Genomic DNA, 26752 nt, shown 5'->3' with positions numbered 1-26752 from the left:
CCTTCTTGCGAAACTGGGCACGGGGGTTGCGGGCGCCGTTGACGTGGTTCTTCCAGGCGATGCGGGTGATGACGTCCTTCAGCTCCGCTTCCGCGAGGCCGTACTTGGCGGCGTAGGCGGGGGCGAGGAGGGAGAAGTTCGCGGGGGCGGTGATCTCGCCGCGGCTGTCGTCGCCCGCGCCGGGGATCGCGGTGCCGGACAGTCCGGACATCCCGGAGTCCTTGAGCTTCTCCACGCCGACGGCCATCGCCACGTCATAGGCGCCGGAGGCGACGGCGTAGCAGGCGTTGCGCAGGGCCTCCGAGCCGGTTGCACACATGTTCTCGACGCGGGTGACCGGCTTGTTCGGCAGGCGCAAGGCCCGGCTCAGGGTCAGGCCGGAGACACCGGAGGCCTGGGTGCCGAACCAGAACGCGTCGATGTCGTCGAGCGTGATGCCGGCCGAGGTCACCGCCTCGCCGACGGCGTCCACCAGCAGATCGTCCGCCGAGCGGGTCCAGTGCTCGCCGAAGGGCGTGCAGCCCATGCCGACGATCGCGACCCGGTCCCGGATTCCGTGCGAGCTCATCCCTGTGTCTCCTCGGTCTCGCCCGTGCGCACCGGCCGGGCCTTCCAGAAGTAGTTGTGGATGCCGGACGCGGTGACCGTGCGCCGGAAGGTCATCTCCACCCGGGCGCCGATGACGGCGTCGGCCTCGGTCGCGTCGGTCAGCTGGCAGCGGAACCGGCCGCCGCCGTCGTAGTCGACGACCACGACGAGCATCGGCGGGCTCGGGGTGTACGCCAGCCGGTCCACGGTGAAGGTCGCCACCGTGCCACGTACGGCGTCCATCGGCTCGTCGGTCATGGCGTCGACGGCGTGGCAGGAGCGGCACACCCGGTCGGGCGGCAGGTGCCGGGTGCCGCACTTCTCGCAGCGGGCGGCGACGAAGCCGTACTTCCAGCCGGCGCGGCGGTGCGCGGGCGGAGCGTAGGGCGGTTCGGGATCCGGCCGGCGGGGCGGCTCGCGGTCGAGCAGGCCGCGCCAGGAGAGGTAGGCGGCGTACGGGACCGGGGGACTGCCCGCGGCGATCTGGGCGGCGACCGGGCGGGGGCTGCGGTGCGCAGGGAGGGCGTCGGTGGTACGCAGCAGGAGGACTCCGGCGCCGTCGCCGAGCACGACGAGGGCGATCAGCTCGCCGGGGCGGGCCCGGTCGAGGACGTCGGCGAGGAGCAGGCCGGGCTGGGCGGTGCCGGCGTTGCCGATCGTCCCGGCGAGGTCGGCGGTGACCGCGTCGGGCCGCACCCCCGCCGTGCGCCGGACCGTCGCGCAGGCGCGCGCGTGCAGACCGCTGACGACGAAGTGGTCGATCGCGGCCCGGTCCAGGCCCGCGTGGTCGAGGGCGGCGGTCAGCGCCTTGTCCGCGAGGGACACGTAGATCTCCTCGGCGAACCGCTCCTCCCAGACCCGGGAGGCGGGGGCGCCGGGCAACCGCCAGCGGTCGAGGATCTCGTCGCTGACGGTGTCGTGGGCGAGCAGTTCGGCGAGCACGGGGGTGCCGTTGCGGTGCCCCCCGAAGACGAACGCCGCGGCCCCGTCGCCACCCGCGCTCTCGTCCGCGCCGCCGGGCAGGCCGGTACGCAGGTCGGACAGGACGGCGAGGGTGGGGACCGGGGAGCGGGCGGCGGTGACCAGCGCGCCGAGCCCGGAGCGCACGGAGCCGGCCATGTCGGCGGCGAGGACGTGCGGGTCCAGGCCGAGGGCCGCGTGCACGGCGGTCGCGTTCGTCTTGTCGAGGTACGCGGGCGCGGCGGTGGCCAGGAAGAGCTGGCCAATGCGGGGGCGCAGATCGCCGCAGGCCAGGGCCGTGCGGCCGGCCTCCACGGCCATGGACGTGGTGTCCTCGTCGTAGCCCGCCACGGTGCGCGTGCCCCTGGCGGCGGGCGTGCCGAGGGCGGCGGCGACATCCGCCCGGGCCAGGCGGTGGTACGGCACATGGGCGCCGTAGGCGATCAGTCCGGCCATGTCATCGTCCTCCGTGAGCTGTGTGTTCGAAGACCGCGGCGAGGCCCTGGCCGCCGCCGAGGCACATGGTCTCCAGGCCGTAGCGGGCCTGCCGGCGGTCCAGTTCGCGCAGCAGGGTGGCGAGGATGCGGCCGCCGGTGGCGCCGACGGGGTGGCCGAGGGAGATGCCGGAGCCGTTGACGTTGAACCGCTCGAAGTCGGCCTCGGTCAGGGCCCATTCGCGGGTGCAGGCCAGGACCTGGGCGGCGAAGGCCTCGTTGAGTTCGATCAGGTCGATGTCGGCGAGCTTCAGGCCCGCGCGTTTCAGCGCTCTGGCCGTGGCGGGCACGGGCCCGATGCCCATCGTCCGGGGCGGCACGCCGACGACGGCCCAGGAGACCAGGCGGGCCAGCGGGCGGAGCCCGAGTTCGGCGGCGCGGTCCGGGTGGGTCACGACGCAGAGCGCGGCCCCGTCGTTCTGTCCGCTGGCGTTGCCTGCCGTGACGGTGGCCTCCGGGTCCTGCCGTCCGAGCACCGGACGCAGCCCGGCGAGCCTCTCCAACGTCGACTCGGGGCGCGGGTGTTCGTCGGTGTCGACGACGCTCTCGCCCTTCCTGGTCGGTACGGTGACCGGCACGATCTCGTCGGCGAACCGGCCCGCCCGCTGGGCCGCGACCGCCTTCTCGTGCGAGCGCAGGGCGAGTTCGTCCTGCTCCTCGCGGGGGATGGCGTACGCGCGGCGCAGGTTCTCCGCCGTCTCCAGCATGCCGCCGGGGACCGGGTGGTTGACACCGCCGGAGGTGACCCGGCCGCGGGCCAGCCGGTCGTGCAGCGTGGTGCCCGCGCCACGGACGCCCCAGCGCACGTCGGTGGTGTAGAACTCGGCCTGGCTCATCGACTCGGTGCCGCCGGCCAGGACGAGGTCGCTGGCGCCGGTCTGCACCTGCATCGCGGCCGTGATGACCGCCTGGAGTCCGGAGCCGCAGCGACGGTCGATCTGGAGTCCGGGCACCTCCACGGGCAGCCCGGCGTCCAGGGCGGCGACGCGGCCGATGGCGGGGGCCTCGCCGTTGGGGTAGCACTGGCCGAGGATCACGCGACGGTGGCCGCGAGCCGGGCCGCGGTCACCCCCCGGAAGACTCCCCCGTAGCCCCCGACCGGGGTTCGTACCGGTTCGCAGATCACCGCGTCACGCATCCGTCATGCCTTTCATCAGCGGGTACGAGGGGGGACGGCCGCTCACATGTACCGGCCGGTCACCTCGAGCACGGCTCCGGTGACGTAGCTCGCCATGTCGGAGGCGAGGAAGAGGACGGCCTGGGCGACCTCGGCGGGTTCGCCCGCACGGCCCAGCGGGATCTCGGCGAGCTTCGCGTCCCAGGCGGCCGGGGGCATCGCCTCGGTCATGGCGGTGCGGATCAGGCCCGGCTGGACGGCGTTGACCCGGACGCCCGCCTTCGCGAGTTCCTTCGCCGAGGCCTTGGTGAGGCCGACCAGCCCGGCCTTGGCGGCGCTGTAGTTGGTCTGCCCGAAGTTGCCGACCTTGCCGGCGATGGAGGAGATGTTGACGATGCTGCCGCCCCGGCCGTGCGCGCGCATCGCCTCGGCGGCGTACCGGGTGCCGTTCCACGCGCCGGTGAGGTGGACGTCGACGACCGCGCGGAAGTCGGCGAGGGACATCTTGCGCAGGGTCGCGTCCCGGGTGATCCCGGCGTTGTTGACCATGACGCCGACGGGGCCGAAGACGTCGGCGCAGTGCGCCACCAGGGCGGCGACCTCGTCCTCGTCGGTGACGTCGCAACGCACCGAGGTGGCCGCCACGCCGTTGCGGGCGAGGCCGGCGGCGGCCTCGGCCGCGGCCGCCCCGTCGATGTCGCCGAGGACGACGCGCGCTCCCTCGGCGCCGAGGACGCCGGCTATCTCGAATCCGATGCCCTGTGCGGCACCGGTGACCACGGCGTTCCGGCCGTCCAGCAGTCCCATGTCCGCCCGCCTCCGACGCTCGACACCATTCCTCTTAAATAGATAACCTATTATGCTGAAACAATCAATACAGCGATCAGCTGTGCGGGCAGGGCCGGACGAGGAGCGGACCACAGGTGGACATCAGCTATCCCCCCGAGACCGAGACGTTTCGCACCGAGGTCAGGGCGTTCCTCGCCGAGACGCTGCCGCCGGGCTGGCAGGGCATCGGCGCCCTGGACGAGGACGCCGCACGGGCCTTCGCCCGGGACTGGCGCCGCCGGCTCGTGGAGCGCGGCCACCTCTCGCTCACCTGGCCCGAGCGGTACGGCGGCCGGGGCCTGTCCAAGCTCCACCAGGTCGTCCTGATGGAGGAACTCGCCCTCGCCGGCGTGCCGTTCGGGCTGCCGCAGGACACCTTCGGGGTGAAGATGCTGGCGAACACGTTGCTGCGCTGGGGCACGGAGGAGCAGAAGAGCCGTTTCCTCCCCCGCATCCTCAGCGGCGAGGACACCTGGTGTCAGGGGTACTCAGAGCCGGACGCGGGCTCCGACCTGGCCTCGCTGAAGACCCGGGCGGTGCGCGAGGGCGACGAATGGGTGATCGACGGCCAGAAGGTGTGGACCTCCGGCGCCCACCACAGCGACTGGATCTTCGTCCTGGCCCGCACGAACCCGAACGCCCCCAGACACCGGGGCATCTCCTTCCTCCTCGTACCGCTCGGCCAACCCGGCGTAGAGGTGCGGCCGTTCCGCATGATGAGCGGGCAGCTGCACTTCAACGAGGTCTTCTTCGACCGCGCCCGGACCCGCGCTGATCTCGTCGTCGGCGGCGTGGACAACGGCTGGGCGGTCGCCCAGAGCCTGCTGGGCGTGGAACGCGGGGAGGAGGCGGCGACCAACCCGATCCTCTTCCGGGCCGAGGTGGAGCGGCTCGTGGAACTGGCCCGCATGTACGGCAAGGACCAGGATCCGGTCGTCCGGCAGCGGATCGCCTGGTGCTGGTCCAAGGTGGAGATCATGCGCTGCCTCGGCTACCGGACCCTCACCGGCTGGCTCAAGGGCGCCGAGCCGGGTCCCGAGTCGTCGATCGCCAAGCTGTACTGGAGCGAGTACCACACCGTGGTCACCGATCTGGCGATGGACATCATGGGCCTGCACGGCCAGGTACCGGTCGGGCGAGGACCGCTGCGCACCTACCGCGCGGACGATCCCGGCGCCGCCAACACCTCCGCGTCCTGGTCGACGACGTACCTGATCGCCCGCTCCGGCACGATCTACGCGGGCACGTCCCAGGTGCAGCGCAACATCCTTGCGGAGAAGGTGCTGGGGCTGCCGCGCGAGCCACGGGCGAACGCCGGTTAGGAACCGGGCGGGCCGTCGCCCCGAGCGGTCCCGAGCGGCAGGGCCGCCGGGCCGGTCAGGTGCGGTCGGGGCGCTCGAAGGCGTCCAGTTCCGGAACCGGTCGGGGGCCGGTGCCAGGGCGCCAGCCCGCGTCGAGTTTGCGCAGGCCCACGCCGTCCGGCGCCCAGATGTGGCAGCTGTTCAGCACGCCCGCCGTGGCGCGCGGGTTGTGGACCGGCTCGCCGTCGGCCGCGCGGCGCAGCGCGCCCGCCGAGATCGCCGCCTGCACGACCGCGGGACCAAGGGCGCGTGCCAGCTCGTACAGGTGGATGCACCCGGACACCCCGCGAAATCGCTCCTGGACGGCCCGGTTGTAACCGGCGGCCACGCTGAGCCCCACCAACTGGTCGAAGGCCGGCGCGATGAGCGGGCACTCGGCGTGCGGGAAGTCCTTCATGCCCGCCTGGGCCGCCACGATCACCATGTCCGCGAGACGCACCCGCACGGCCAGCACCATGCGGTGCACGACCCCGCCCGGCGGCTCCTCCCAGGGGCGCTCGTCGCGCAGTTCCGCCTCGACCGAGATCTCGCCGCCGTCCTCCTCGCAGGCGGTGACGGTGATCGTGCGGCGGTGCAGCGGCAGTCCGGCGCGTGTCATGACGAGGTCTCCTCCGGTACCGGCACGCCCTCCCCCAGCGCCGGGAAGTCCGGCGGGCGGCGCTCGATGAAGCTGAGCACGCCCTCGCGGTAGTCCGGGGCGCCTTTCGCCACCGCCAGCAGCTCGGCCGCGTTCTCCCTGCTCTGCGTGAAGGTCCTCGCCTGGTCGTCGGCGAGTTGCCGCTTGATGAGGGACATCGCGTACGGGCTTGCCGAGCGGGCCAGTTCGCCCGCGTAGGCGAGGGCCGCCGGCAGCAGGTCGTCCGGCTCGGCCAAGCGGTTGACGAGGCCCATCGACAGGGCCTCCGTCCCGGTGAGACGCCGCGAGGACAGCAGCAGGTCGGCGGCGTTGCCGTAGCCGACGAGCCGGGGCAGGATCCAGGACACGCCGTCCTCGGCCACCAGCCCGCGCGCGCTGAAGGCCGCGGCGAACCTGGCATGCGGCACGGCGAACCGGACGTCGCACATCAGGGCCTGGTTGAACCCGATGCCCGCGCAGGCCCCGTTGACGGCCGCCACCACGGGTTTCGGGAAGGACATGGGCCGGGTGCGCGGGGGCAGTTGGCCGGTGGGCCACGGGCGGGCGCCGGACGACGCCCCGTCCAGCACGCTCATGTCCATCCCGGGGCAGAAGCTGCGCCCGGCGCCGGTGAGCACCACCGCCCGTACCCGGGGATCCGCCTGCGCCCGATCGAACAGCTCGTTGTAGAGCAGCTCCATCTCCAGTGTCCAGGCGTTGTGGCGCTCCGGCCGGTTCAGGGTGAGGAGCATGACACCGTCGTCGGTGAGTTCGGTGAGGATCACCGGGGCCGGGTTCTCGGTCATCGAGGTCACTCCCGCGAGCCTGCTGCTGATTTATAGATAGATGAATCATCTATATACCCACCGCGCCCGGGGACGCCAGACCAGGCCCCCGCAAGGGAAGATCAACCGCCCCTTGACCTGGTACCCTCGATGCACTAAGACGATTCATTTTGCTATATGAGGAGCCCACCGTGGCCGAGGCAGCCCGCGCAAGTGAAACGGCGATCGTGCCCGCCCCTTCCCGCGGCCGCGTCGGCCGCCAGGTGCGGGTGCCGAAGACCGCCGAACTGGTCGCCGCCCACCTGCGCCGCCAGATCGTCCGGGGCGAGCTGAAGCCGGGCGACGCGCTGCCCCCGGAGTCGGGACTGATGGAGCAGTTCGGCATCTCGCGCCCCACCCTGCGCGAGGCCTTCCGCGTCCTGGAGTCGGAGTCCCTGATCACGGTACGGCGCGGGGCGCACGGCGGCGCCCGGGTGAGCGCGCCCGACGCCGATGTCGCCGCCCGCTTCGCCGGCCTGATCCTGGAGTACCGCGGCGCCACCCTGGGTGACCTCTACCGCGCGGCCGCCCTCATCGAGCCGCCCTGCGCCCGCCAGCTCGCCACCAAGCACACCCCGGCCGACATCAAGCGGCTGCGCGACGCGGTGGCCACCGAGAAGGCCGTCCTGGAGGACCCCCTGGCCCTGGTCGAGGCACAGGACGCCTTCCACGCCCTGCTCGTCGAGCTCACCGGCAACCAGACACTGATCCTGCTGTGCGGCATGGTGCGCAACATCATCGACCGCGCCAACGCCTCGTACACCGCAGCAACCACGGACGCCGCGACCCAGAAGGCGCAGGCCCTCAAGGGGCACCGGGCACACGTCCGGCTCGTCGGCCTGATCGAGTCCGGCAAGGCCGACGAGGCCGAGAAGCTCTGGCAGCGGCACATCTCCAGCGCCGACGACGTGGTGAACGCCGCCGGACCCAAGACGGTGCTCGAACTCATCGACTGATCCACGGCACCGACCCGACTCGACCCGCCGCCGGACGCCCACTCGCGATCCGCTCCGCACGAACCCCTTGCCTCCGCGAAACAGTTAGATAATTATAGAAGGCGTACTGAATAGCTCCTGGGGTCCGGAGGCGACGGCCATGGCCGAACAGCGCAAGCGCATCTTCGACTGCGACCAGCACATGTACGAGGAACGGGACTCCTTCACCCGCTACCTCCCGAAGGAGTTCCTCGGCGCGGCGGTCGCACCGGTGACGCTCCCGGACGGGCGGGAGGTGATCCTGGCCGGGGACCGGATCGTCGTCTGCCTGGAGCCCGAGTTCGGGCAGGTCTACCGTCCCGGTTCGCTCAAGGAGATGCTCAAGGCGATGGCCTCGGGCAACCCCGAGGAGACCTACCAGTTCGAGCCGATGCACGAGTCGTACCAGAACCGCGAGGCCCGGCTGCGGGTCATGGACGAGCAGGGCCTGGACCAGAGCATCATGTACCCGGGCGGCTGGGCGCTGGTCGCCGAGGAGTACGTGAAGGGCGTCGAGCCGCTCTACGCCAACTACCACTCGTTCAACCGGTACATGAACGAGGTGTGGGGCTTCGACCACCAGGGCCGCATCTACGCTCCCGCCCTGCTGTCACTGCGCGACCTGGACCACGCGGTCAAGGAGCTGGAGTACGTCCTGGAGCAGGGCGCCCGCTTCATCCTGCTGCCCACCGGGCCGGTGTACGGCCGCTCGCCGGGCGACCCGTACTTCGACCCGTTCTGGAAGCTGGTCAACGAGGCCAAGGCCAGCGTGTGCTACCACATCAGCGAGTTCTACTACAACTCGCAGGTGGCGCCGTCCTGGGGCTTCGACCCGCACCCGATCCACTTCCGGATGTCGGCCTGGCAGTGGCAGAACACCTACGGCCAGCGCCCCATCGAGGAGACGCTGTCCGCGCTGATCTTCGACAACCTCTTCGGGCGTTTCCCCGACATCAACGTCCTGGTCTCCGAGTTCGGCTCCGAGTGGGTGCCGCACTTCGTGCGCCACATGGACAAGAGCCGGGGCATGGGCCGCAACGGCCCCTGGATCGGCGGCCAGTTGGACGAGCGCCCCAGCCAGGTGTTCCGCAAGCACATCCGCGTGGTGCCCTACCCCGAGGACGACATTGTGGACGTCGTCAGGCGCCTGGGCTACCACGAGTCCATCGTCATGGGCTCGGACTTCCCGCACGCGGAGGGCCTGGCCGAGCCGGCCGACTTCCGCAAGCTCATCGCGGAGCTCGACGAGTCCGCCCAGGACGACATCATGTTCCACAACGCCCAGCAGCTGATCACGCGCTGAGCCGTGAGTGATCCCGCCTGGCGGCGGCCCCGGTCGGTCAGACCAGGGCCGCCGCCAGGTTCGCGATGTCGGCGAGCAGCGCGGTGCCGCGCGGCGAGTGGTCGTAGCCGGCGAGCGGGTAGCCGTTGCTCAGACAGGCGAAGGACAGGCCGGACACCGGGTCCATGAAACCCAGTTGATAGGCGGCTCCGGCACTGCCGAACAGCGCCGTCGAGCCCGTCGCCGGCAGGTTGCTCCCCGCGTCGGGCCCGGCCACGGTCACGAACAGCCCCATGCTGGTACGGCGACGGCCACCGCCCCCGTAGCTCTGCTCCCCGTAGGGAAAATCCGTCAGCCGGATCCGGGTGCCCTCCGCCACCGCCGCCGGCTTCCACAGGCCGGAGTGCACCAGCGCCTGGAAGTACAGGGCGACGTCCGCGGCGGTCGCGACCAGGGCGTGGCTGGGTTCGCCGGCCGCCAGGACCTCCGGGTCGGACAGGTACCAGGGTCCCCACGGGTCGGGGGCCTGGTCCTCGCCGGTGCGGTCGGTGGCGAGCATCGGGGCGACGCTGCCGGGCTGCCGGTCCACCGGCACCCCGAGTTCGATCGACGACAGGCCGAGCGGCCGTACGACCCGCTCGCGCAGGTAGTCCGCGAAGGCGAGGCCCGTGCGCCGCTCGACGATCTCGGCGATCAGCCAGGCGGCCGAAGTCAGGTGGAACTGGAAGCGGCTGCCCGGCGGGTAGTCCAGCCGCCAGCGCCCGAAGGCGGCGAGCCGCTGCTCCCGGTCGAGCATCCTGGGATGTCCGAGGGGGGCGAAGGGGAATCCGGCGGTGTGCGTGAGCACCTGCTCGACGGTCACCGTCTCCTTCCCGTTCGGCGCGAACTCCGGAATGATCGCGGCGACCCGCTCGCCCACGTCGAGGAGCCCCTCCCCGATCAGCTTCCACACCACACCGGCCACGATCGAGCGTCCGACCGACTGCAGGACGTACCGGGTGCCGGCGTGCGCCTCGCCGTAGGTCTCGAAGGCCACCAGCCGGCCGTGGCGGGCGACGGCCACCTGCGCGGACGGCAACGGTCCGTGCTCGGCCTCCCGGCGGATGCGGTGGAGAAGGGTGTCGAGCCGCTCCGGGTCGACGGGTTCGGTCACTTGCTCATCCTTTGTCCGGTTCACGCAACTCGTGCACACCATGAAGCTCGTACGGCTCACGCAGGCGGCTCCGAACGACCTTGCCGTTGGCGTTGCGCGGCAGGTCGTCCACGAACCACCAGCGGACGGGGACCTTGAACCCGGACAGCCGGGCGCGGGTGTGGCTCCTGAGGGCCGCCGGTGCCGGCGGGGCTTCGGGGTCGGCCGGTACGACGAAGGCGACGACCGTCTGTCCGAGCCGCTCGTCCGGCACGCCGGTGACCGCCGCGTCCGCCACGCCGGGATGGGCGGCCAGGACCGTCTCGACCTCCAGCGGGTGCACGTTCTCACCGCCCCGGATGATCATGTCCGTGCGCCGGCCGAGGAGGTAGAGGTAGCCGTCCTCCGCGATCCGGCCCAGGTCGCCGCTGCGCAGCCAGCCCTCGGCGTCGATGCGGAAGAAATGGCCGGCGCGGGCGTGGATCTCTCCGATGCCGTCCGGCCCCGCGTCGGCCACCCTGACCTCGACCCCGGGGGCGGGCCGTCCCACCGACCGCAGCAGCTCGCCGCGCCCCGCGACGGCTTCCCGGTGGTCCTCAGGGGTCAGCACGCTGATCGGCGAGCCCTCGGTCTGGCCGAACATGTTGAGCATCCGGACGCCGGGCATCGCCTCGTACGTCCGGCGCAGAGTGCCGGGGCGTACGGGCGCGCCCCCGTACTGGAGGGTTCGCAGGGTCTCGTGCCGTGCCTCCCGCGCGGCCAGCAGGGTCTCCAGCATCGCCGGAACCATGCTGGTGTGCGTCGTGCCGAGGTCGCGCAGCAGCGTCCAGCCCTCGACGGTGAAGCGGGGCAGGCCGGTGATCAGCGCACCGGCGGCGAGGGCGACGGCGATGTTGCCGAGTCCCGCGATGTGGTGGAAGGGGGCACTGCCACCGTAGAAGCTGTCGGGGGCGAGCCCGCAGAGGCGCCCGTTGACGCGGGCCCGCGCGGCCAGGCGGCGCTGGGTCATGGGGACGGGTTTGGGCAGGCCGGTCGTCCCCGAGGTGTGCAGGACGGCGGCGAGTTCGTCAGGTCGTGCCGTCAACGCCGCTGCTGCGCAGCCGAGTTCGGGTACGACGGCAACCCGTCGGCCGGAAAGTTCGGCGACTTGTCCGGCGAGGTCGGCGAACTCGGGCTGCGAAAGCAGGATCCGGGCCGGCATTCCCTTGACCACGGCCGCGATCTCCTGGGCGGTCATACGGACGCCGAGCGGCGCGAGCGGGTGCCCGGCACCGGCGCCGCCGATCACCAGCGAGAGGGCGTCGGCGGAGGTGGCGACGAGAGCCGGGACGGGGGCGCCGGGCTCCAGACCGAGCCGGTCCAGCCAGTCGGCCGCACCGCCGGCCCGATCGAGCAGCTCGCGTCCACTCCACACCAGGTCACCGAACCGAACAGCGGGGCGACCATGGTCATAGGCACGGCCCACCATGGCGATCCAGGTGTCGTCGACCGGGTCGACCGCGCCGACCGCCACCGCCGAGCCGGCCTCCGGCGCCCCGTCGCCCCGCGCCGCGCCTGCCTCTCGGTTCGGCCCGCCCCCGGCGGGATGCGTGGCGGTCACCTGCTCAGGGCTCCAGGCGGGCCGCCGCGGTGCCGGTGACCACCTCGACGCCGTGCTGGTTGACGGTGCGCAGCGTGAAGTGGACGACCGGGGCGTCGGGCGTGTCGTCGATCGACTCGACGGTGGCCGTGGCGGTGAGGGTGTCGCCGGGCCAGACCTGGGCCTTGAAGCGCACGCCGTAGCGCAGCAGCGACTCGGGGCCGACCCAGTCGGTCAGGATCCGGCCGGTCATGCCCATCGTGAGCATGCCGTGGGCGAAGACGCCGGGGTATCCCGCGGCCTCGACGGCGAACCGTTCGTCGGTGTGCAGCGGGTTGAAGTCGCCGGAGGCACCGGCGTACTGCACGATCCGGGTGCGCTTCAGGTCCCCGACGAGGACCCGCTCACGGGTCTCGCCGACCTTGATGTCCGCGGTGCTCAGGCTCATCGGGAGTCCTTCGGGGTCGCGGGGCCCTCGGGTACGACGGCCACGGTCACGGCGCTGACGACGGACTCGCCGTCCGCGTCCAGGTACTCGGTGATGCGCTCGCTGAACAGCAGCCGGCCGCTGCGGCCCTGCTTCTCCCAGCTGCGTCCGGCGACGGTGTGGGCGTAGAGCGTCTCCCCGGCGCGCACCGGGCGGTGGTACTCGAAGTGCTGTTCGGCGTGCAGCCCGCCGCCACCCTCGGGCATCGCCCCGGCTTCGCCGCCGGAGCCGAACCACTCCTGGTCCGGCCGGGGCCGCAGGTGGTAGTCGGGGTCGTAGTGCGCGCTCGCCATGGTGAAGGTGGGCGGGGCGAGGGCCGACTCGCCCTGGTACGCGGGGTGTTCGTCGCCTATGGCGTGGGCGAACATCATGATGTGCCCGGCCTCGACGGGGAACGGCTGCCCTGTCATTCTCAGGAACCTCCTCGGTCAGTACGGCAGGAAGGCGTCGCGGGTGGCCTCGTCCGGGTCGAAACCCGCCGGCAGGCCCTCGAACTTCGGCTCCCGCTTCTCCACGAAGCTCGCCACGCCCTCCCGGAAGTCGGACGAGCCCGCGAAGTACTCCATGGCGGAGTAGGAGCGGGCCAGCGCGTCGGTGAAGGTGCGGTCCAGGTCGCCGTACACCTGGTGGCGTACGACGGCCATGGCGCGCGGGGAGCAGTTGCGGGCGATGTCCCGGGCGTAGGCGCGGGCGGCGTCCAGCAGGCCCCCGGGTTCGACGACCCGGCTGACGAGGCCGAGGGCCCTGGCCTCGTCGGCGTCGAAGACCCGGCCGGACAGCAGCAGGTCGAGGGCGTTCTCCAGGCCGATGACGCGCGGCAGCACGTACGGCAGGTTGTACTCGCCGGCCAGGCCGCGCCGGGTGAAGGCCGTGGTGAAGCGGGCGCCGCGGGCGGCGAAGCGGACGTCGCAGATCAGGGCCTGGACCAGTCCGATGCCCGCGCAGGCGCCGTTGACGGCGGCGATCATCGGTTTGGGCACGGTGCGCCTGCTGTACATGGGGACGCGGGCGTGGAGGTTGAGGGACTGGCCCGGCCGGGCGTTCTGTTCCAGCCGCTGGACGTCCATCCCCGGGCAGAAGGCCCTGCCCGCGCCCGTGACGATCACGACCCGGACGGCCGGGTCCTGCGCGGCCTCGTCGAGGAGCGCGAAGAAGCGGCGCTCCATGGGGATGCTCCAGGCGTTCCTGCGCTCGGGCCGGTTGAGGGTGACGGTGGCGACACCGTCCTCGTCGACCTCGTACAGCACCAGGTCGTCCTGGGCGGGTTCGTCGGTCATGCGGTCACTCCTCGGTCAGGGAGTCGAGGGGGTCGAGCGGGTCGATGGGGGCGATGGGATCGATCGGGTCGCCGACGCCGGGCCGCTCCCCGGAGATGGTCACCACCACCTGGCCCCGCGCGCACAGGCGTCCGTCGGTCAGCACGTCGACGTCCGCGAAGTGCAGCCTGCGGCCGCGCCGGACGCAGCGCGCGTGGGCGACGGCCTCCTGGCCGCGGGCGGGGGCGAGGTACTGCACGGACATCGAGACGGTGCTCAGCCGGCTCCCGTGGGTGAAGTCGTGTCCGGCGATCACCGCTCCGGCGCCGGCGGTGTCGATGAGCGCCGAGACGACCCCGCCGTGGAAGACGTCCTCGTGCGCGGAGAGGGACTCGGCGTAGGGCAGCACGATCTCCACGGCGTCCGCGTCCCAGCGGGTCACCCGGATGCGGCAGTGCCGGTTGAAGGCGACCCCGCGCTCCCAACGGGCACGGAACCACACCCGGCGTTCGCGCTGTTCCTGCTCGGTGAGGGTCCTCGCCGCGACGGTCATCAGCACGCCCTCCGGTCTCGGCCGGTCGGCCGATCGATATAGTTACATGATTTGGATAGTTGAGCAATCGAGCGGGTGCCTCTCCAACCGCCAGATGTATTATTTATATAACTCATTGACCGTCTGTGAACAGAGAGGGGACCTCGATGCCGTCGACCGCCCTGGCCGGGATCCGCGTCCTGGACCTGTCCCGCATCCTCGCCGCTCCCCTGGCCACCCAGCTGCTGGCCGACCTGGGCGCCGAGGTGATCAAGGTCGAACGGCCCGGTACGGGCGACGACTCCCGCACGTACGGGCCGCCGTTCGCTCCCGGCACGGACACCGCCGCCTTCTACCTCTCCTGCAACCGCAACAAGCGGTCGGTCACCGTCAACCACGCCACCGCCGAGGGGCAGGAGGTGATCCGCGCCCTCGCCGCCCGGTCGGACGTGCTGGTCGAGAACTTCCGCACGGGCACACTGGCGAAGTACGGCCTCGATGCGGAGAGCCTGCGGGAGCTGAACCCCCGGCTCGTCTACCTCTCGGTGACGGGCTTCGGCCAGACCGGTCCCTACGCCGAACGCCCCGGCTACGACGGCGTCTTCCAGGCCATGTCCGGGATGATGAGCGTCTCCGGGCACCCCGAGGAGCCGATGAAGGTCGGCGTCAGCATGGTCGACATCCTCACCGGCCTGTACGCCTCGACGGCCGTGCTGGCGGCCCTGCGGCACCGGGACGCCACCGGCGAGGGCCAGTTCATCGACCTCTCCCTGCTGGACTGCGGACTGGCCTCGCTCTCCCACTTCGCGATGAACTACCTGGTCTCCGGTGAGGTACCGGCCCGGCGCGGCAACGGCGGGTACGGCGGCATTCCGTCCCAGGCGTTCCAGTGCGCGGACAAGCCGCTCTTCCTGGTGGCCGGCAACGACAAGCAGTTCGCCGCGTTCTGTGCGGCCGCCGACCGCACCGACCTGCTCCAGGACCCCCGGTTCGCCACCACGTCCGCGCGCATCGCCCACCGCGAGGAGATCCTGCCGGTGCTGGAGGCGCTCCTGCGCACTCGGACCCGGGACGATTGGCTGGCCGTGCTCGACGCACACGACGTCCCCGCGGGGCCGTTCAACGAGCTGCCCGAGGTCTTCGCCGACCCTCAGATACGGCACCGCGGGATGCTGGTCGAGGTCGAGGACCCGGTGTCGGGGCCGCTGCCCCTGCTCGCCAATCCGATCCGGTTCGGGGCGACGCCGGTCGAGGGGTACGCTCCGCCGCCGGCGTTGGGCGAGCACACCGCCGATGTGCTGGCCGACGTCGCCGGGTTGGCGGCGGACCAGATCAGCGGGCTGCGGAGCCGCGGCATCGTCTGACGGGCGCCCCCTACCCGATCAGGGTCCTGCCGCCCTCCAACATCAGCGTGGCACCGGTCAGATACGCCATGTCCTCGCTGACCAGCGCGGCCACCGCCCGCCCGATGTCCGCCTCCGGGTCTCCCATCCGGCCCAGCGGGATGCCGGCCACCACCTGCTCGGCCTTCTCCGGATGAGCGGCGAAGTACTCCTCTGCCGCCGGGCTCAGCGCGGCCGGGCAGACGACGTTCACCCGGATCCCGTACGGTCCCCACTCCCGCGCGGCGACTCGGGTCAGCCCCCGAACGGCCTCCTTGGCCATCGCGTAGGACGCGAACCCCGCCTCGCCCAGCACCGCGGCCGACGAACCGAGGTTGACGACGCTGCCGCGGCTCGCCTTCAGGTGCGGCAGGGCCGCCCGCATGGCGTGGAAGGCAGCCAACGGTCCGCTGCGATAGGCGAGTTCCACGTCGCCATAGGACGTCTGCTCCAGGCGGCGCTGCACGGAGCTCTGCGCGTTGTTGACGAGCACGTCGAGTCCGCCGAACTCCCCGACCGTCTCCGCGACCATCCGGTCGACGTCGGCCCGTTCACCCACGTCCCCGACGACGGTGTCTACCCGCCCGCCGCGTTCGGCGATCACCCGCGCGGTGTCCTTGAGCCTCTCCTCCGTACGGCCCGTGATCACCACGGCCGCTCCCTCGGCCGCCAGGGCGAGCGCGATGCCCCGGCCCACGCCCTGTCCGCCGCCGGTGACCAGGGCAGTCTTTCCCGCCAACCGCCGCATCACGACTCCTTCCGGAAGGGTCCCCAGAATGACTCCCAGGAGGGGAAGGCGTCCGGCAGCGCCGGTTCCCCGGCGCCCTCCCAGCCCGCGAACCCGACCCGCTGGGGGCGCTCGGTCACGTCGGCCGCGTACCAGTGCTGCTCGCGGCGCCGGGAGAAGTACCACTCGCCGTCCACGCGCGCGTAGTGGTCGAGGTAGCGGATGGCCATGACGATCCACCGCTCCCCCACCTCGTGCTCGGCGCGGCAGTAGACGGAGCCGGTGGCCGTGTCGCGGCCGGTGAACTCGATCCGGTGACCGCAGATCTGGTGGACGGACCGGTGGAAGCCCCGGACGAGGGGCTCGATGTACGCCCGCAGCGCCGCCCTACCGCGCCCGTGCCGTCCCATGTCGACGTCGGGCCGGAAGCAGCCGGTCCAGGCGTCGAGGTCGCGGGCGTCCACGGCGAGCGCGTACCGCACGGGCAGCTGCTGGATGGCGAGGTGGGACTCGACCCGGTCGAGGCGGTCCTCGATCGGCGTCATGGCCGCGGCTCCTTCGGCAGGCCCAGGATCTGCTCGCCGATGATGTTGCGCTGGATCTCACTGGACCCGCCGTAGATCGTCTCGGCCAGGGACAGCAGGAAGGAACGCTGCCGGGTGTCCAGGCCGTAGTCCGCGCCGACGATCTGCCCGGCGGGGCCCGCCAGCTCCTGGGCCAGATGGCCGAGTTGCTGGTGCCGGGTGGAGGCGTACAGCTTGGCCGTGGTGGCCTGGGCGCCCGGGGTGCGGCCCGCGGTGAGTTCGGCGAGGGTGCGCAGGTTGGTGGTGCGCATGATGCGGACGGAGATCCAGGCGTCGACGATGCGGCGGCGCAGCATCGGGTCGTCGAGGGCACCGCGTTGCCGGGCCAGCTCGATCAGCGCCTCGGCCTCGCGCTCGAAGGTGACCTGCTGGGGCAGGAGCGTCGTGCCGCGTTCGATGCCGAGCGTGGCCATCGCGGTGCGCCAGCCCTGGCCGACCTCGCCGACGGCCATGTCCGCGCCGGTGCGCGCGTCGGAGAGGAAGACCTCGGCGAACTCGTCCTGGCCGGCGAGGTTGCGGATGGGGCGGATCTCCACGCCCGGCTGGTCGGTGGGCAGGAGCAGCATGGTCAGCCCCTTGTGCCGGACGGAGTCCGGATCGGTGCGGGCGAGGACGTAGAGCCAGTCGGCGTGCACGCCGAAGGACGTCCACACCTTCTGGCCGCTCACCACCCACTCCTCGCCGTCGCGCTCGGCGCGGGTGCGCACCGAGGCCAGGTCGGACCCGGCGCCTGGCTCGCTGAAGCCCTGGCCCCACAGCTCCTCGACGGCGAGGATCGGCGGCAGGAACCGCTTCTTCTGCTCCTCGGCGCCCACCTTGAGCAGCATGGGACCGAGCAGGTCCAGGGCGTTGCCGGTGGCCCGATAGGGGGCGTTCGCGCGGGCGTACTCGTACTCGAAGACGATCTCCTCGAGGAGTCCGAGCCCCCGGCCCCCGTACTCCCGTGGCCAGCCCACGCCCAGCCACCCCCCGGCGGACAGCTCGCGGTCCCAGGCCAGGCGGACCTCCCAGGCCGCGCCGTCGGTGGGCCCGCCGACGCCCCGGTGCGCCGCGAACTCCCCCACCAGATGGTCCGCCAGCCAGTCCCGCAGCTCGTCGCGGAAGTCGCGTACGGCGGGTCCGAAGTCCAGCTCCATGTCTGCTTCTCCCTGATCCCTGAGATCTCAGATACCGAGCTGGGCGGCCAGCAGTTCCCGGTGGTACGACGGCGTGCCGAGCAGCACCTCGGAGCTCTTGGCGCGCTTGAAGTACAGGTGCGCGGGGTGCTCCCAGGTGAAGCCGATCCCGCCGTGGACCTGGATGCTGTCGGCGGCGACCTTGGTGTACGCCTCCGAGCAGAAGGCCTGCGCCAGGGCGGCGGCGACGGCGGTCTCCGTGTCGTCCCCGGCGTCCAGCGCCCACAGCCCGGCGTACGCGGCCGAGCGGGCGGACTCGATTTCCACCAGCATGTCGGCGCACTTGTGCTTGATCCCCTGGAAGGAGCCGATCGGCCGCCCGTACTGCACCCGGATGCGCGCGTAGTCCACGGCGGCATCGAGAGCGGCGGCGGCTCCGCCGACCTGTTCGGCGGCGAGCAGGATCGAGGCGGTGGCGAGGGTGCGTTCGAGAACGGGCCAGGCCGTGCCCTCGGGACCGATCAGGCGGGCGGGGGTGCCGATGAACTCCAGGCGGGCCTGTTTGCGGGTCTGGTCAAGGGTGGGGAGCGGGGTGCGGGTCAGGCCCGCCGCGTCGGCGCCGAGCGCGAAGAGGCCGACGCCTCTCGGGGTGCGGGCGGCGACCAGGAGCAGGTCGGCGAGGAGGCCGTCGGGGACGTAGGTCTTGGCGCCGGTCAGCCGCCAGCCGTCGGGGGTGTCGTGGGCGGCGAGCCGGATGCCGGGCTCGTCCCAGCTGCCGCTGTCCTCGGTGAGCGCCAGGGTGGCGATCGTCGCGCCGGAGGCGATGCCCGGCAGCAGGTCGGCCCGTGCCTGCTCGTCGGCGCAGCGCAGCAGGGCCTCGGCGGCCAGGGCGACGGTGGCGAAGTACGGCTCGCACAGCAGCGCGCGGCCCGCCTCCTCGAAGACGACGCCCAGCTCGACGTGGCCGAAGCCCGAGCCGCCGTACTCCTCCGGTACGGCGAGCCCCTGCAGGCCCAGTTCGCGGGCCATCCGCCGCCAGACGACGACGTCGTGGCCGCGCGGGTCGGCGGCCAGCCGGCGCACGGCCGCCTCGTCGGAGTACTTGGCCAGGAAGGACCGTACGACCGTGCGCAGTTCGTCCTGTTCCTGGCTGAAGGTGAGATCCATGCCGAGCTTCCCGTCCTCGGTGCGCCGCGTCTGCCGAGCGCTTGCCGCTCATCGCTCGATACAGTTAGATAATTATAGTATCCGCACTGATTACGCCAGGAGTGCGACGTGACCGATCCCTATGCCCCGTTCACAAGCCTGACCTTCGAGCGGCCCGCGCCCGGCGTGCTCCGCCTGGTGCTCGACGCCCCGAACCTCAACGCGGTCGACCCGCGGATGCACGGCGAACTGGCCGACGTCTGGCCGGTGATCGACCGGGACGAGCGGACCCGGGTGGTGCTGGTCCAGGGCGCGGGCCGGGCGTTCTCGGCGGGCGGGACCTTCGACTCCATCCAGGCCCTGACCGAGGACCACGCGGTGCGCGCCCGGGTGATGCGCGAGGCGCGGGACATGGTGTACGGGGTGATCAACTGCTCCAAGCCGGTGGTCTCCGCGATCCACGGACCGGCCGTCGGGGCCGGGCTGGTCATCGGCATGCTGGCGGACGTCTCGATCGCGTCCCGGACGGCGAGGATCGTCGACGGGCACACCCGCCTCGGGGTCGCGGCCGGGGATCACGCGGCCATCTGCTGGCCCCTGCTGTGCGGCATGGCCAAGGCCAAGTACTACCTGTTGACCTGCGAGGCCCTCACGGGAGAGGAGGCCGAGCGGATCGGTCTTGTGTCGAAGTGCGTGGCCGACGAGGAGGTGCACGCCGAGGCGCTGCGCGTGGCGGAGGTCCTGGCCGCGGGTCCCGCGAGCGCGATCAGCTGGACCAAGCGGTCCCTCAACCACTGGTACCGCACCGCGCAGCCCGCCTTCGAGGCCTCGCTGGGCCTTGAGTTCTTCGGGTTCGCGGGCCACGAGGTCGTCGAGGGCCTGGCGGCGCATCGCGGCAAGCGCGCCCCGGACTTCGAGGCCGTGGCCGAAAAGCACCCGCTCGACCTGTGACGGCGCCGGCGAAAGGAACCGACACCCATGACCGCGCACGACACGACAACCGACATCCCGCCCCTGGTGAAGGGTCTGACCTACGAGGAGATGCCGGTCGGGCAGGTCTTCCGGACCGCCCGCCGGACCGTCACCGAGACCGATCTGGTCAACTTCGTCACCTGGGGCGGCTTCACGGAGCCGCTGTTCTGGGACGCCACGCACGCGGCGGAGGGCGGCTACACGGGCCGGCTGGTCCCGGGCGGCCTGACGTACTGCCTCGCCGAGGGCCTTGTCCTGCAGACGAACGTCCTGCACGGCACGGGTCTCGCCTTCCTGCACATGGAGCTGACCGTGCTCGGGCCGGTGTATGTCGGCGACACGCTGTGCGCCGTCGTGGAGACCACCGGCTCGCGCCCCTCCAGCAAGCCCGGCCGGGGCGTGGTCACCAGCCGGATCACCGTGCGCAACCAGCGGGACGAGGAGGTGCTGGTCTACTGCCCGGTGCGGCTGATCCGCGGCCGGGACTACGAGGTGCCGGCGCCCTGAGCGGGGGACACCAGGGTCAGGCCGGTCCGCGGGCCGGTGGCGGGCGGGGCGGCGAAGGCTCCCCCCTGCACCCAGTCCGACGGCATCGCGGGCCGGGGCGCGGGCTCGTGGTCCGGGACGGCCATCGCGTACAGGCGGGTGTAGCGGAACTTGGCCTCCAGGTTGTCCAGGACCGACCAGTACTCGTAGCCGCACACCTCCACCCCGGCCTCGACGAGCCCCGCCAGCCAGGTGAGCCGGGCGCGCAGCAGGGCCCGGCGCCGGGCGTCGTCGCGGTGTCCCGTGCCGTCGACCAGGTCCAGGTCGCCCATGCCGTTGTCCACGACCGACAGCGGCGGCAGCAGGTCCCCGTACAGCTCGCACAGGCCGCAGACGGCGTCGGCCAGCCCTTCGGGGATGATCGGCCAGCCGTACGCGGTCGTCTCCACGTCGTCGAAGGGGACGATCGCGAAGCCGAGGCCGACGAGCAGCCGGTTGACCTCGTTGAGGGCGCTGCGGCACTTCGTGCTCGGCAGCACCCGGGGCAGGTTCTCGGGCGCTGTGACGCGGAACGGCGTGTGCCAGGACACGGCCAGCAGGTCCTGGGCGGTGGCGATGGTGTCCAGGTCGCCGGGGCGCACGCACCCGGTGGCCGCGACGGGGGTGACGTCGTCCTCGGTCACCATGTGCTCGCCGAGCAGCAGGGGGTCCAGGAAGATGCGGTTGGTCCAGCTCTCCAGGCGCTCCAGTGCGAGCCGGTCGTAGGGGTCGCCGGTGGCCGGGTAGCCGCCGACGAGGGTGACCGTGGTCCCGATCCGGCCCGTGACGCCGGCGGCCCTGAGGGCCTGGGTGGCGAGCCCGTTGCCGAGCAGGATGTGGTGGACCGCGGCCAGTCCCGAGCGGCCCGTGCCCCGGCCCGGTGAGTACATTCCGGCCACGTGGTCCGCGAGGGTGGGGCCGGCCAGGTCGGTGGAGGTGATCCAGCGGTCGACCCGGTCGCCGAAACGGCGGCCCAACTCGGCGGCGCACTCGGCGAGGTACCCGGCGGTGTCGCGGGCGAGCCAGCCGCCGGCCCCGTCCAGCCAGTGCGGCAGCGTGCGGTCGAACAGGGTGAGTGCGGGCCGCGTCCCCTGGTCCAGCAGGGCGTCGAGGGCGCGCTCGCAGCGGTCCAGTGCCGCCCGGTCCCAGCTGCCGGGGCCGTCGGGCTGGAGTTCGGGCCAGCCGGCGACCATGCGGTGCGTGTCCGCGGTGACCCCGAGCAGGTCCCGGATGTCGTCGGTCCACTGCCGGAAGTGCCCGCCGCGTTCCGGCGGAGGCGGCGGTGCGGCCGCGGTGGTGTCGGCGGTGGCGACCCCCCAGTAGACGTCGTGGAGGGATTGACGCAGGAAACCATCGCTCATGGTTACCGTCCAGGCGGTGAATGGTTCAGCGCATTCAACTGAATGCCCGCCGACCGGACGCTAACACTTCGAGCAAACTACGACAATGTTTCGGCCAGATCTCCCGGAGGGGGCTCGGGGCGCCGGGCGGAACCGGCGTCCACGACGACGTGGCCGAACGTCGGCATCACGCCTCCCGGCCGCCGGGTGACCACTCCTCGAAGGGCCGGAAGTCCTCCTCCTGCCACCAGGGGTAGACGGGGGGCATGTCCTTGCTGACCCGGCCCGGGAAGGCGGGCGGCCGCTTGGCGAGGAACGACTCGACGCCCTCGACGGGGTCCGGGCCGCCGCCGATCTGGCTCATGATCCGTGAGTCGAGCCGGTGGGCGGTCATCGGGTGGGGCTCGCCGAGCATCCGCCACATCATCTGGCGGGCGAGGGCGACCGAGACCGCCGAGGTGGTGTCGGCGATCTCCCGGGCGAGTTCGTACGCGGCCGGGAGCAGTTCCTCCGGCGGGTGGACGGAGCGGACCAGCCCCGCCGTAAGCGCCTCCTCCGGGCCGAAGACACGGCCGGTCGCCACCCATTCCATGGCTCGCTGCATGCCGACCGCCCGCGGCAGGAACCAACTCGCGGCGGACTCCGGCACGATGCCGCGACGGGCGAAGACGAAGCCGAACTTCGCTTTCGTCGACGCCAGCCGGATGTCCATGGGCAGGGTCATGCTGGCCCCGACTCCCGCCGCCGGGCCGTTGACCGCCGCGATGACCGGCTTGGTGCAGGAGAAGATCCGCAGGGCCACCCGGCCGCCGGTGTCCCGGTGCCGGGCGCCCGCCCTGCGGTGGTCGAACGACGAACCGCCGGAGCTGACGTCGGCGCCCGCACAGAAGCCGCGTCCTGCGCCGGTCACCACGATCACCCGCACACCGTCGTCCGCGTCGGCCGCGTCCAGGACGTCGAGGAGGTCCTGCATCATGCGCGGGTTGAAGGCGTTCAGCTTCTCGGGCCGGTCGAGGGTGACCGTGAGGATCCGGTCGGCCACCTCGGCCCGTACGGTCTCGTACTCCTGCTGCGGCACGCGCGTCCTCCGTCACTCCGCGACCCGGTTTCCAGAAAGCTTAATTAGTTATAGCATTCAACTCTAAGGACGGATCTCTGGACGAGGGCAGCGAAGATGACGGATCTGGTGGTGACGGCCGTCGGGCCGGTCCGGCTGGTAGAGCTGAACCGGCCGGAGCAGCGCAACGCGATGAGCGACGAGCTGCACACCGGCCTCGCGTCGGTATGGGGCGAGGTCGCCGCCGACCCGGAGGCACGGGTGATCGTGCTCACCGGGCGTGGCCGGGCGTTCAGCGCCGGCGGCAACCTCGACACCATGACCCGGGTCCAGCGCGACAGCGCCTTCCGGCAACGGCAGGTCGACGAGGCCCGGGGGATCATCACGGGCCTGGTCCGCTGCCCGCTCCCCGTGATCGCGGCGGTCAACGGCCCTGCCGTCGGCCTCGGTTGCAGCCTGGCCCTGCTGAGCGACCTGGTGGTGATCGCCGACGACGCCTACGTCGCCGACCCGCACGTCCAGGTCGGCCTGGTCGCGGGCGACGGCGGCGCCTACGTCCTGCCGTTGCTCGTGGGCCTGCCCCGGGCGAAGGAACTGCTGTTCCTGGGCGACCGGGTGAGCGCGCAGGACGCGGTCCGGCTGGGCATCGCCAACCGCGCCGTGCCCGGCGACAGGCTCATGGACGAGGCCATGGACCTGGCCGGGCGGCTGGCGGCCCTGCCCGCGCAGGCGCTGCGCGAGACCAAGCGCGCGGTCAACCGGCACCTGGAACAGGCCCTCGACACGGTGATGGAACCGGCTCTGCTCGCCGAACGGGACACGATGCACTCGCCGGACCATGTCGTCGCGGTCGAGCGGATGATCGCGTCACGCGGGCGCCGCTGAGCCGGAGAGGAGACCCGGATGGACTTCGCGTTCAGCGAGGAGCAGGAAGAACTGGGGCGCACGGTCCGGGCGTTCCTGGCGGCCACCTCGCCCGAGACCGAGGTGCGGCGCCTGATGGAGACGCCGGAGGGCTTCGACCGGGCACTGTGGCGCCGGATGGGCAAGGAGCTGGGTCTGCAGGGGCTGGCCGTCCCCGAGGAGTACGGCGGCGCCGGGTGCGGGCCGGTCGAGGTGGGCGTGGCCATGGAGGAGATGGGCCGTGCGCTGCTGTGCGCGCCCTTCCTGTCCTCGGCCGTCCTGGCGACCACCGCGCTGCTGCGCTGCGCCGACGACGACGCCCGCGCACGGTTGCTGCCGGGTCTGGCCTCCGGCGAGCTGGTCGCGACGGTGGCCCTGACCGAGGACTCCGCCCGCTGGGACGCGCCCGGAGTACGGCTCACCGCCCGTGAGTCCGCCGGACGTTGGCGGCTCACCGGACACAAGACGTTCGTCCTCGACGGCGCGGCCGCCGACGTCGTGCTCACCGTGGCCCGGACCGGCGACGGAATCGGCGTCTTCGTGGTCGAGGGGGACGCCCCCGGGCTGACCCGCGCGCCGCTGCCCACCATGGACCCGACCCGCCGGCAGGCACGCCTCGACTACCACGACGTGCCGGCGACCCGGTTGCGCACGCACGGCGACGGCTGGGACCTGGTTGCGCAGGTCCTCGACCACGCCGCCGTGGCCCTGGCCGCCGAGCAGGTCGGGGTGGCCTCCCGGGCGCTCGACATGGCGGTGGACTACGCCAAGGTGCGGCACCAGTTCGGGCGGCCCATCGGCTCCTTCCAGGCCGTCAAGCACCTGTTGGCCGACGTCCTCCTCGAAGTGGAGTCGGCGCGCGCCGCCGCGCACTACGCGCTGCTCGCCGCCGAGAGCGCGGCCCCGGACCTGCCCGCCGTGGCGAGCCTGGCCAAGGCGTTCTGCTCCGACGCCTGTCTGCGGGCGACGGCGGAGAACATCCAGGTCCACGGCGGCATCGGCTTCACCTGGGAACACCCGGCCCATCTGTACCTGAAACGGGCCAAGACGTCACAGCTGCTGTTCGGCGATCCCGCATACCACCGCGAACTGCTGGCGCGGCGCATCGGGTTGGACACGAGCACGAACACGAGCACGAACACGAGCACGAACACCGACATTGACACGGTCTCGGTCTCGGTCGAGGGAGCGGTATGAAGGTCGACGGCAAGCTCAGCGTGTGGAGCACCGCGGAGGTCGTGGCGGAGGCCCGGCACCACGAGAAGGCCGGCTACGACGGGCTGTGGGCCTCGGAGTCCAAGCACGACCCGTTCCTGCCGTTGCTGCTGGCCGCCGAGCACACCGGCCGGCTGGAGGTGGGCACCGCCATCGCGGTGGCCTTCGCCCGCTCCCCCATGCAACTCGCCTACACCGCACACGATCTGCAGGCGTACAGCTGCGGGCGGTTCACGCTCGGCCTCGGCAGCCAGGTCAGGCCGCACATCGAGCGGCGCTTCGCCATGCCGTGGAGCCGGCCCGCGGCCCGGATGCGTGAGTACGTCAGCGCGCTGCGCGCGATCTGGGCCGCCTGGAACGAGGGCGAACGGCTCGACTTCCACGGCGACTTCTACTCGCACACCCTGATGTCCCCGTTCTTCTCCCCGCCGCCCGCGACCGGCGGGGCACCGAAGGTCTTCGTGGCCGCCGTCGGGGAGGCGATGACGCGGGTCGCGGGTGAGGTGGCGGACGGTCTGCTCGCGCACGGCTTCACCACGGAGCGGTATCTGCGCGAGGTCACCCTGCCGACCGCCGAGGCCGGGCTGAAGGCGTCGGGCCGCACCCGGGCGGACTTCGCCGTCTCCCATCTGCTGCTGACCGCGACCGGCCGCACCGAGGAGGAGATGGCCCGTGCCGTGGCCGGCACCCGGCAGCAGATCGCCTTCTACGGCAGCACACCCGCCTACCGGGGCGTGCTGGAACTGCACGGCTGGGGTGAACTCGGCGACGAGCTGAACGCGTTGTCGAAGGCGGACCGCGACGACAAGTGGGAGGCGATGAGCGGCCTCGTCGACGACGAGGTCCTGAACACCTTCGCGGTGGTCGCGGAGCCGGAGCGGGTGGCGGGCGAGATCCGGCGCCGGTACGGGGCGCTGGTCGACCGGGTGTCCTTCTACACCGCCTACGAGATCGGCACCGAAGTGTGGGAGCCGATCGTGCGGGAGCTGCGCGAGAGCTGACCGGTCAGCCGAGCAGGTCCAGGACCGTGGTCATGGACCTGCTCCGCAGCAGGTAGTCCTCGGCCTCCTGGAGGTGCAGGCGCCACAGCTGCTCGGCGGCCTCCGCGCGGCGCGCGGCGACCAGGTCGACGAGCGCGCCGTGGGCGCGGAAGCCCCGCCGGTTGGCCCGGATGTTCTCCGGACTGCCGGCGTCGAGGTCGACGTGGGACCAGTTCGCCTGGTCGATGATGTCCCGGACCATGCCGTTGAGGACGCCGAGCGTCTCGTTGCCCGCCAGTTCGACGACGAGGGCGTGGAACTCCATGTGGGCACGGATGAAGGCCGACGGGTCGTCCATGAGCCGCTCGGCCCCGGCGACGGCGGCCCGCAGCCGCGCCAGGTCCTCGTCCGTGCGCCGCTCGGCCAGCAGACCGGCGCACGGCGCCTCGATCACCGTGCGGGCGTCGTACACGTCCTTGAGGGTCGTCCCCCGGTACTCCAGCACCACGCCGGCGTAGCGGGCGGCCACCGTGCCTTCCGGGACCTGCACCCGCGCCCCGCCCCGGGCGCCCCGGCGCACGCTGATCAGCGACTCGGACTCCAGCACCCGGAACGCCTCGCGCAGGGTCGGCCGGGACACCGCGAACTCCTCCATGAGCGCGGTCTCGGACGGCAGTGCGTCCCCCTCGGCCAGTTCGCCGCGCACGATCATCCGGCGCAGCCGTGCCGCCACCAGCTCGGCCATCTTGGGGACGCGTACCGGCGTGTTCGCCACG

The 26752-nt window shown here is 72.1% G+C and carries 26 protein-coding genes and 2 pseudogenes; 9 read left to right on the top strand and 19 right to left on the bottom strand.

Annotation, left to right across the window (positions count from 1 at the left end; all coding sequences use genetic code 11):
• From JF597_RS07905 to fabG, 4 genes and pseudogenes are all read right to left on the bottom strand, one after another.
• Positions 1-568: pseudogene (locus tag JF597_RS07905) on the bottom strand (acetyl-CoA acetyltransferase); the annotation flags it as partial.
• On the bottom strand, positions 565-2004 hold the full coding sequence (locus JF597_RS07900; RefSeq protein WP_293991003.1) for an OB-fold domain-containing protein: 1440 nt from the start codon (positions 2002-2004) through the stop codon (positions 565-567). The gene JF597_RS07900 and the pseudogene JF597_RS07905, both read right to left, overlap by 4 nt.
• A 1-nt stretch (position 2005) precedes the next feature.
• Positions 2006-3180 (bottom strand): annotated as a pseudogene (locus JF597_RS07895) (acetyl-CoA C-acetyltransferase).
• A gap of 42 nt (positions 3181-3222) precedes the next feature.
• The gene (gene fabG / locus JF597_RS07890) at positions 3223-3966 is read right to left on the bottom strand and encodes a 3-oxoacyl-ACP reductase FabG (protein ID WP_293991001.1); all 744 of its coding nucleotides are present in this window, start codon (positions 3964-3966) and stop codon (positions 3223-3225) included.
• Positions 3967-4082: 116 nt separating this feature from the next.
• Here fabG and JF597_RS07885 point away from each other — a divergent pair, with 116 nt between their 5' ends.
• Entirely contained in the window at positions 4083-5309 is a 1227-nt protein-coding gene (locus JF597_RS07885) for an acyl-CoA dehydrogenase family protein (protein ID WP_293990999.1), read from the top strand.
• 55 nt (positions 5310-5364) lie between these two features.
• Here JF597_RS07885 and JF597_RS07880 read toward each other — a convergent pair whose 3' ends face one another.
• Both JF597_RS07880 and JF597_RS07875 read right to left on the bottom strand, forming a co-directional pair.
• Positions 5365-5946, bottom strand: a complete 582-nt coding sequence (locus tag JF597_RS07880) for a DUF2889 domain-containing protein (protein ID WP_293990998.1) — start codon at positions 5944-5946, stop codon at positions 5365-5367.
• On the bottom strand, positions 5943-6770 hold the full coding sequence (locus JF597_RS07875) for an enoyl-CoA hydratase-related protein (RefSeq protein WP_293990996.1): 828 nt from the start codon (positions 6768-6770) through the stop codon (positions 5943-5945). Before JF597_RS07875 ends, JF597_RS07880 begins: the two co-directional genes overlap by 4 nt.
• Before the next feature lie 170 nt (positions 6771-6940).
• Between JF597_RS07875 and JF597_RS07870 the strand changes: the two genes are divergently transcribed.
• Positions 6941-7744 (top strand): FCD domain-containing protein, encoded by an 804-nt coding sequence (locus JF597_RS07870; RefSeq protein ID WP_293990994.1) that lies wholly within the window; start codon positions 6941-6943, stop codon positions 7742-7744.
• Between the two features lie 139 nt (positions 7745-7883).
• Entirely contained in the window at positions 7884-9065 is a 1182-nt protein-coding gene (locus tag JF597_RS07865) for an amidohydrolase family protein (protein WP_293990992.1), read from the top strand.
• A 37-nt stretch (positions 9066-9102) separates the two neighbouring features.
• Here JF597_RS07865 and JF597_RS07860 read toward each other — a convergent pair whose 3' ends face one another.
• Genes JF597_RS07860 through JF597_RS07835 form a run of 6 tightly spaced genes read right to left on the bottom strand, consistent with a single transcriptional unit; the run spans position 9103 to position 14051 of the window.
• Positions 9103-10197, bottom strand: coding sequence for a serine hydrolase domain-containing protein (locus JF597_RS07860; protein WP_293990991.1), 1095 nt, complete (start codon positions 10195-10197; stop codon positions 9103-9105).
• A gap of 4 nt (positions 10198-10201) precedes the next feature.
• Positions 10202-11776: a class I adenylate-forming enzyme family protein gene (locus JF597_RS07855; RefSeq protein ID WP_293990989.1), complete on the bottom strand. Its 1575-nt coding sequence runs from the start codon at positions 11774-11776 to the stop codon at positions 10202-10204.
• A 4-nt stretch (positions 11777-11780) separates the two neighbouring features.
• Complete coding sequence (locus JF597_RS07850; RefSeq protein WP_293990987.1) at positions 11781-12203, bottom strand: MaoC/PaaZ C-terminal domain-containing protein; 423 nt, start codon at positions 12201-12203, stop codon at positions 11781-11783.
• Positions 12200-12652 carry a MaoC family dehydratase N-terminal domain-containing protein gene (locus tag JF597_RS07845; protein ID WP_293990985.1) on the bottom strand — a complete coding sequence of 151 codons (453 nt, stop codon included), beginning with the start codon at positions 12650-12652 and terminating at the stop codon, positions 12200-12202. The genes JF597_RS07850 and JF597_RS07845 overlap by 4 nt, the downstream gene beginning before the upstream one ends.
• Before the next feature lie 18 nt (positions 12653-12670).
• Complete coding sequence (locus JF597_RS07840) at positions 12671-13519, bottom strand: enoyl-CoA hydratase-related protein (protein WP_293990983.1); 849 nt, start codon at positions 13517-13519, stop codon at positions 12671-12673.
• Positions 13520-13523: 4 nt separating this feature from the next.
• Positions 13524-14051 carry a PaaI family thioesterase gene (locus JF597_RS07835; protein ID WP_293990981.1) on the bottom strand — a complete coding sequence of 176 codons (528 nt, stop codon included), beginning with the start codon at positions 14049-14051 and terminating at the stop codon, positions 13524-13526.
• Between the two features lie 146 nt (positions 14052-14197).
• Between JF597_RS07835 and JF597_RS07830 the strand changes: the two genes are divergently transcribed.
• Positions 14198-15394, top strand: coding sequence for a CoA transferase (locus tag JF597_RS07830; RefSeq protein ID WP_293990979.1), 1197 nt, complete (start codon positions 14198-14200; stop codon positions 15392-15394).
• A 10-nt stretch (positions 15395-15404) separates the two neighbouring features.
• On the opposite strand, the gene JF597_RS07825 is transcribed toward JF597_RS07830, so the two are convergent.
• The 4 genes from JF597_RS07825 to JF597_RS07810 are packed head-to-tail and all read right to left on the bottom strand — an operon-like array spanning position 15405 to position 19005.
• Positions 15405-16160 carry an SDR family oxidoreductase gene (locus tag JF597_RS07825; protein ID WP_293990977.1) on the bottom strand — a complete coding sequence of 252 codons (756 nt, stop codon included), beginning with the start codon at positions 16158-16160 and terminating at the stop codon, positions 15405-15407.
• Complete coding sequence (locus JF597_RS07820) at positions 16160-16684, bottom strand: nuclear transport factor 2 family protein (protein ID WP_293990975.1); 525 nt, start codon at positions 16682-16684, stop codon at positions 16160-16162. The genes JF597_RS07825 and JF597_RS07820 overlap by 1 nt, the downstream gene beginning before the upstream one ends.
• Positions 16681-17859 (bottom strand): acyl-CoA dehydrogenase family protein, encoded by a 1179-nt coding sequence (locus tag JF597_RS07815; protein ID WP_293990973.1) that lies wholly within the window; start codon positions 17857-17859, stop codon positions 16681-16683. Before JF597_RS07815 ends, JF597_RS07820 begins: the two co-directional genes overlap by 4 nt.
• A gap of 27 nt (positions 17860-17886) precedes the next feature.
• Complete coding sequence (locus JF597_RS07810) at positions 17887-19005, bottom strand: acyl-CoA dehydrogenase family protein (RefSeq protein WP_293990971.1); 1119 nt, start codon at positions 19003-19005, stop codon at positions 17887-17889.
• Positions 19006-19113: 108 nt separating this feature from the next.
• Between JF597_RS07810 and JF597_RS07805 the strand changes: the two genes are divergently transcribed.
• Positions 19114-19935 carry an enoyl-CoA hydratase/isomerase family protein gene (locus JF597_RS07805; RefSeq protein WP_293990969.1) on the top strand — a complete coding sequence of 274 codons (822 nt, stop codon included), beginning with the start codon at positions 19114-19116 and terminating at the stop codon, positions 19933-19935.
• Positions 19936-19962: 27 nt separating this feature from the next.
• The gene (locus JF597_RS07800) at positions 19963-20463 is read left to right on the top strand and encodes a MaoC/PaaZ C-terminal domain-containing protein (protein WP_293990967.1); all 501 of its coding nucleotides are present in this window, start codon (positions 19963-19965) and stop codon (positions 20461-20463) included.
• Here JF597_RS07800 and JF597_RS07795 read toward each other — a convergent pair.
• Both JF597_RS07795 and JF597_RS07790 read right to left on the bottom strand, forming a co-directional pair.
• Positions 20442-21842, bottom strand: a complete 1401-nt coding sequence (locus JF597_RS07795; RefSeq protein WP_293990965.1) for a family 1 glycosylhydrolase — start codon at positions 21840-21842, stop codon at positions 20442-20444. The two genes, JF597_RS07800 and JF597_RS07795, sit on opposite strands and share 22 nt — an antisense overlap.
• A gap of 166 nt (positions 21843-22008) precedes the next feature.
• Positions 22009-22899 carry a crotonase/enoyl-CoA hydratase family protein gene (locus tag JF597_RS07790; RefSeq protein WP_293990963.1) on the bottom strand — a complete coding sequence of 297 codons (891 nt, stop codon included), beginning with the start codon at positions 22897-22899 and terminating at the stop codon, positions 22009-22011.
• A gap of 96 nt (positions 22900-22995) precedes the next feature.
• Between JF597_RS07790 and JF597_RS07785 the strand changes: the two genes are divergently transcribed.
• Genes JF597_RS07785 through JF597_RS07775 form a run of 3 tightly spaced genes read left to right on the top strand, consistent with a single transcriptional unit; the run spans position 22996 to position 25997 of the window.
• Complete coding sequence (locus tag JF597_RS07785; RefSeq protein WP_293990961.1) at positions 22996-23763, top strand: enoyl-CoA hydratase/isomerase family protein; 768 nt, start codon at positions 22996-22998, stop codon at positions 23761-23763.
• 18 nt (positions 23764-23781) lie between these two features.
• Positions 23782-24978, top strand: coding sequence for an acyl-CoA dehydrogenase family protein (locus JF597_RS07780; RefSeq protein WP_293990959.1), 1197 nt, complete (start codon positions 23782-23784; stop codon positions 24976-24978).
• Complete coding sequence (locus JF597_RS07775) at positions 24975-25997, top strand: LLM class F420-dependent oxidoreductase (RefSeq protein WP_293990957.1); 1023 nt, start codon at positions 24975-24977, stop codon at positions 25995-25997. Before JF597_RS07780 ends, JF597_RS07775 begins: the two co-directional genes overlap by 4 nt.
• A 4-nt stretch (positions 25998-26001) precedes the next feature.
• Here the strand turns inward: JF597_RS07775 and JF597_RS07770 are convergent, their stop codons facing one another.
• Positions 26002-26751 carry an FCD domain-containing protein gene (locus tag JF597_RS07770; protein ID WP_293990955.1) on the bottom strand — a complete coding sequence of 250 codons (750 nt, stop codon included), beginning with the start codon at positions 26749-26751 and terminating at the stop codon, positions 26002-26004.
• Position 26752: the final 1 nt, after the last annotated feature.

Origin of the sequence: Streptomyces sp., assembly GCF_019510245.1 — a bacterium.
Taxonomy (GTDB): Bacteria; Actinomycetota; Actinomycetes; order Streptomycetales; family Streptomycetaceae; genus Streptomyces.
The sequence above is the reverse complement of the archived record's forward strand: the minus strand, read 5'-3'. Positions and strand labels throughout refer to the sequence as shown.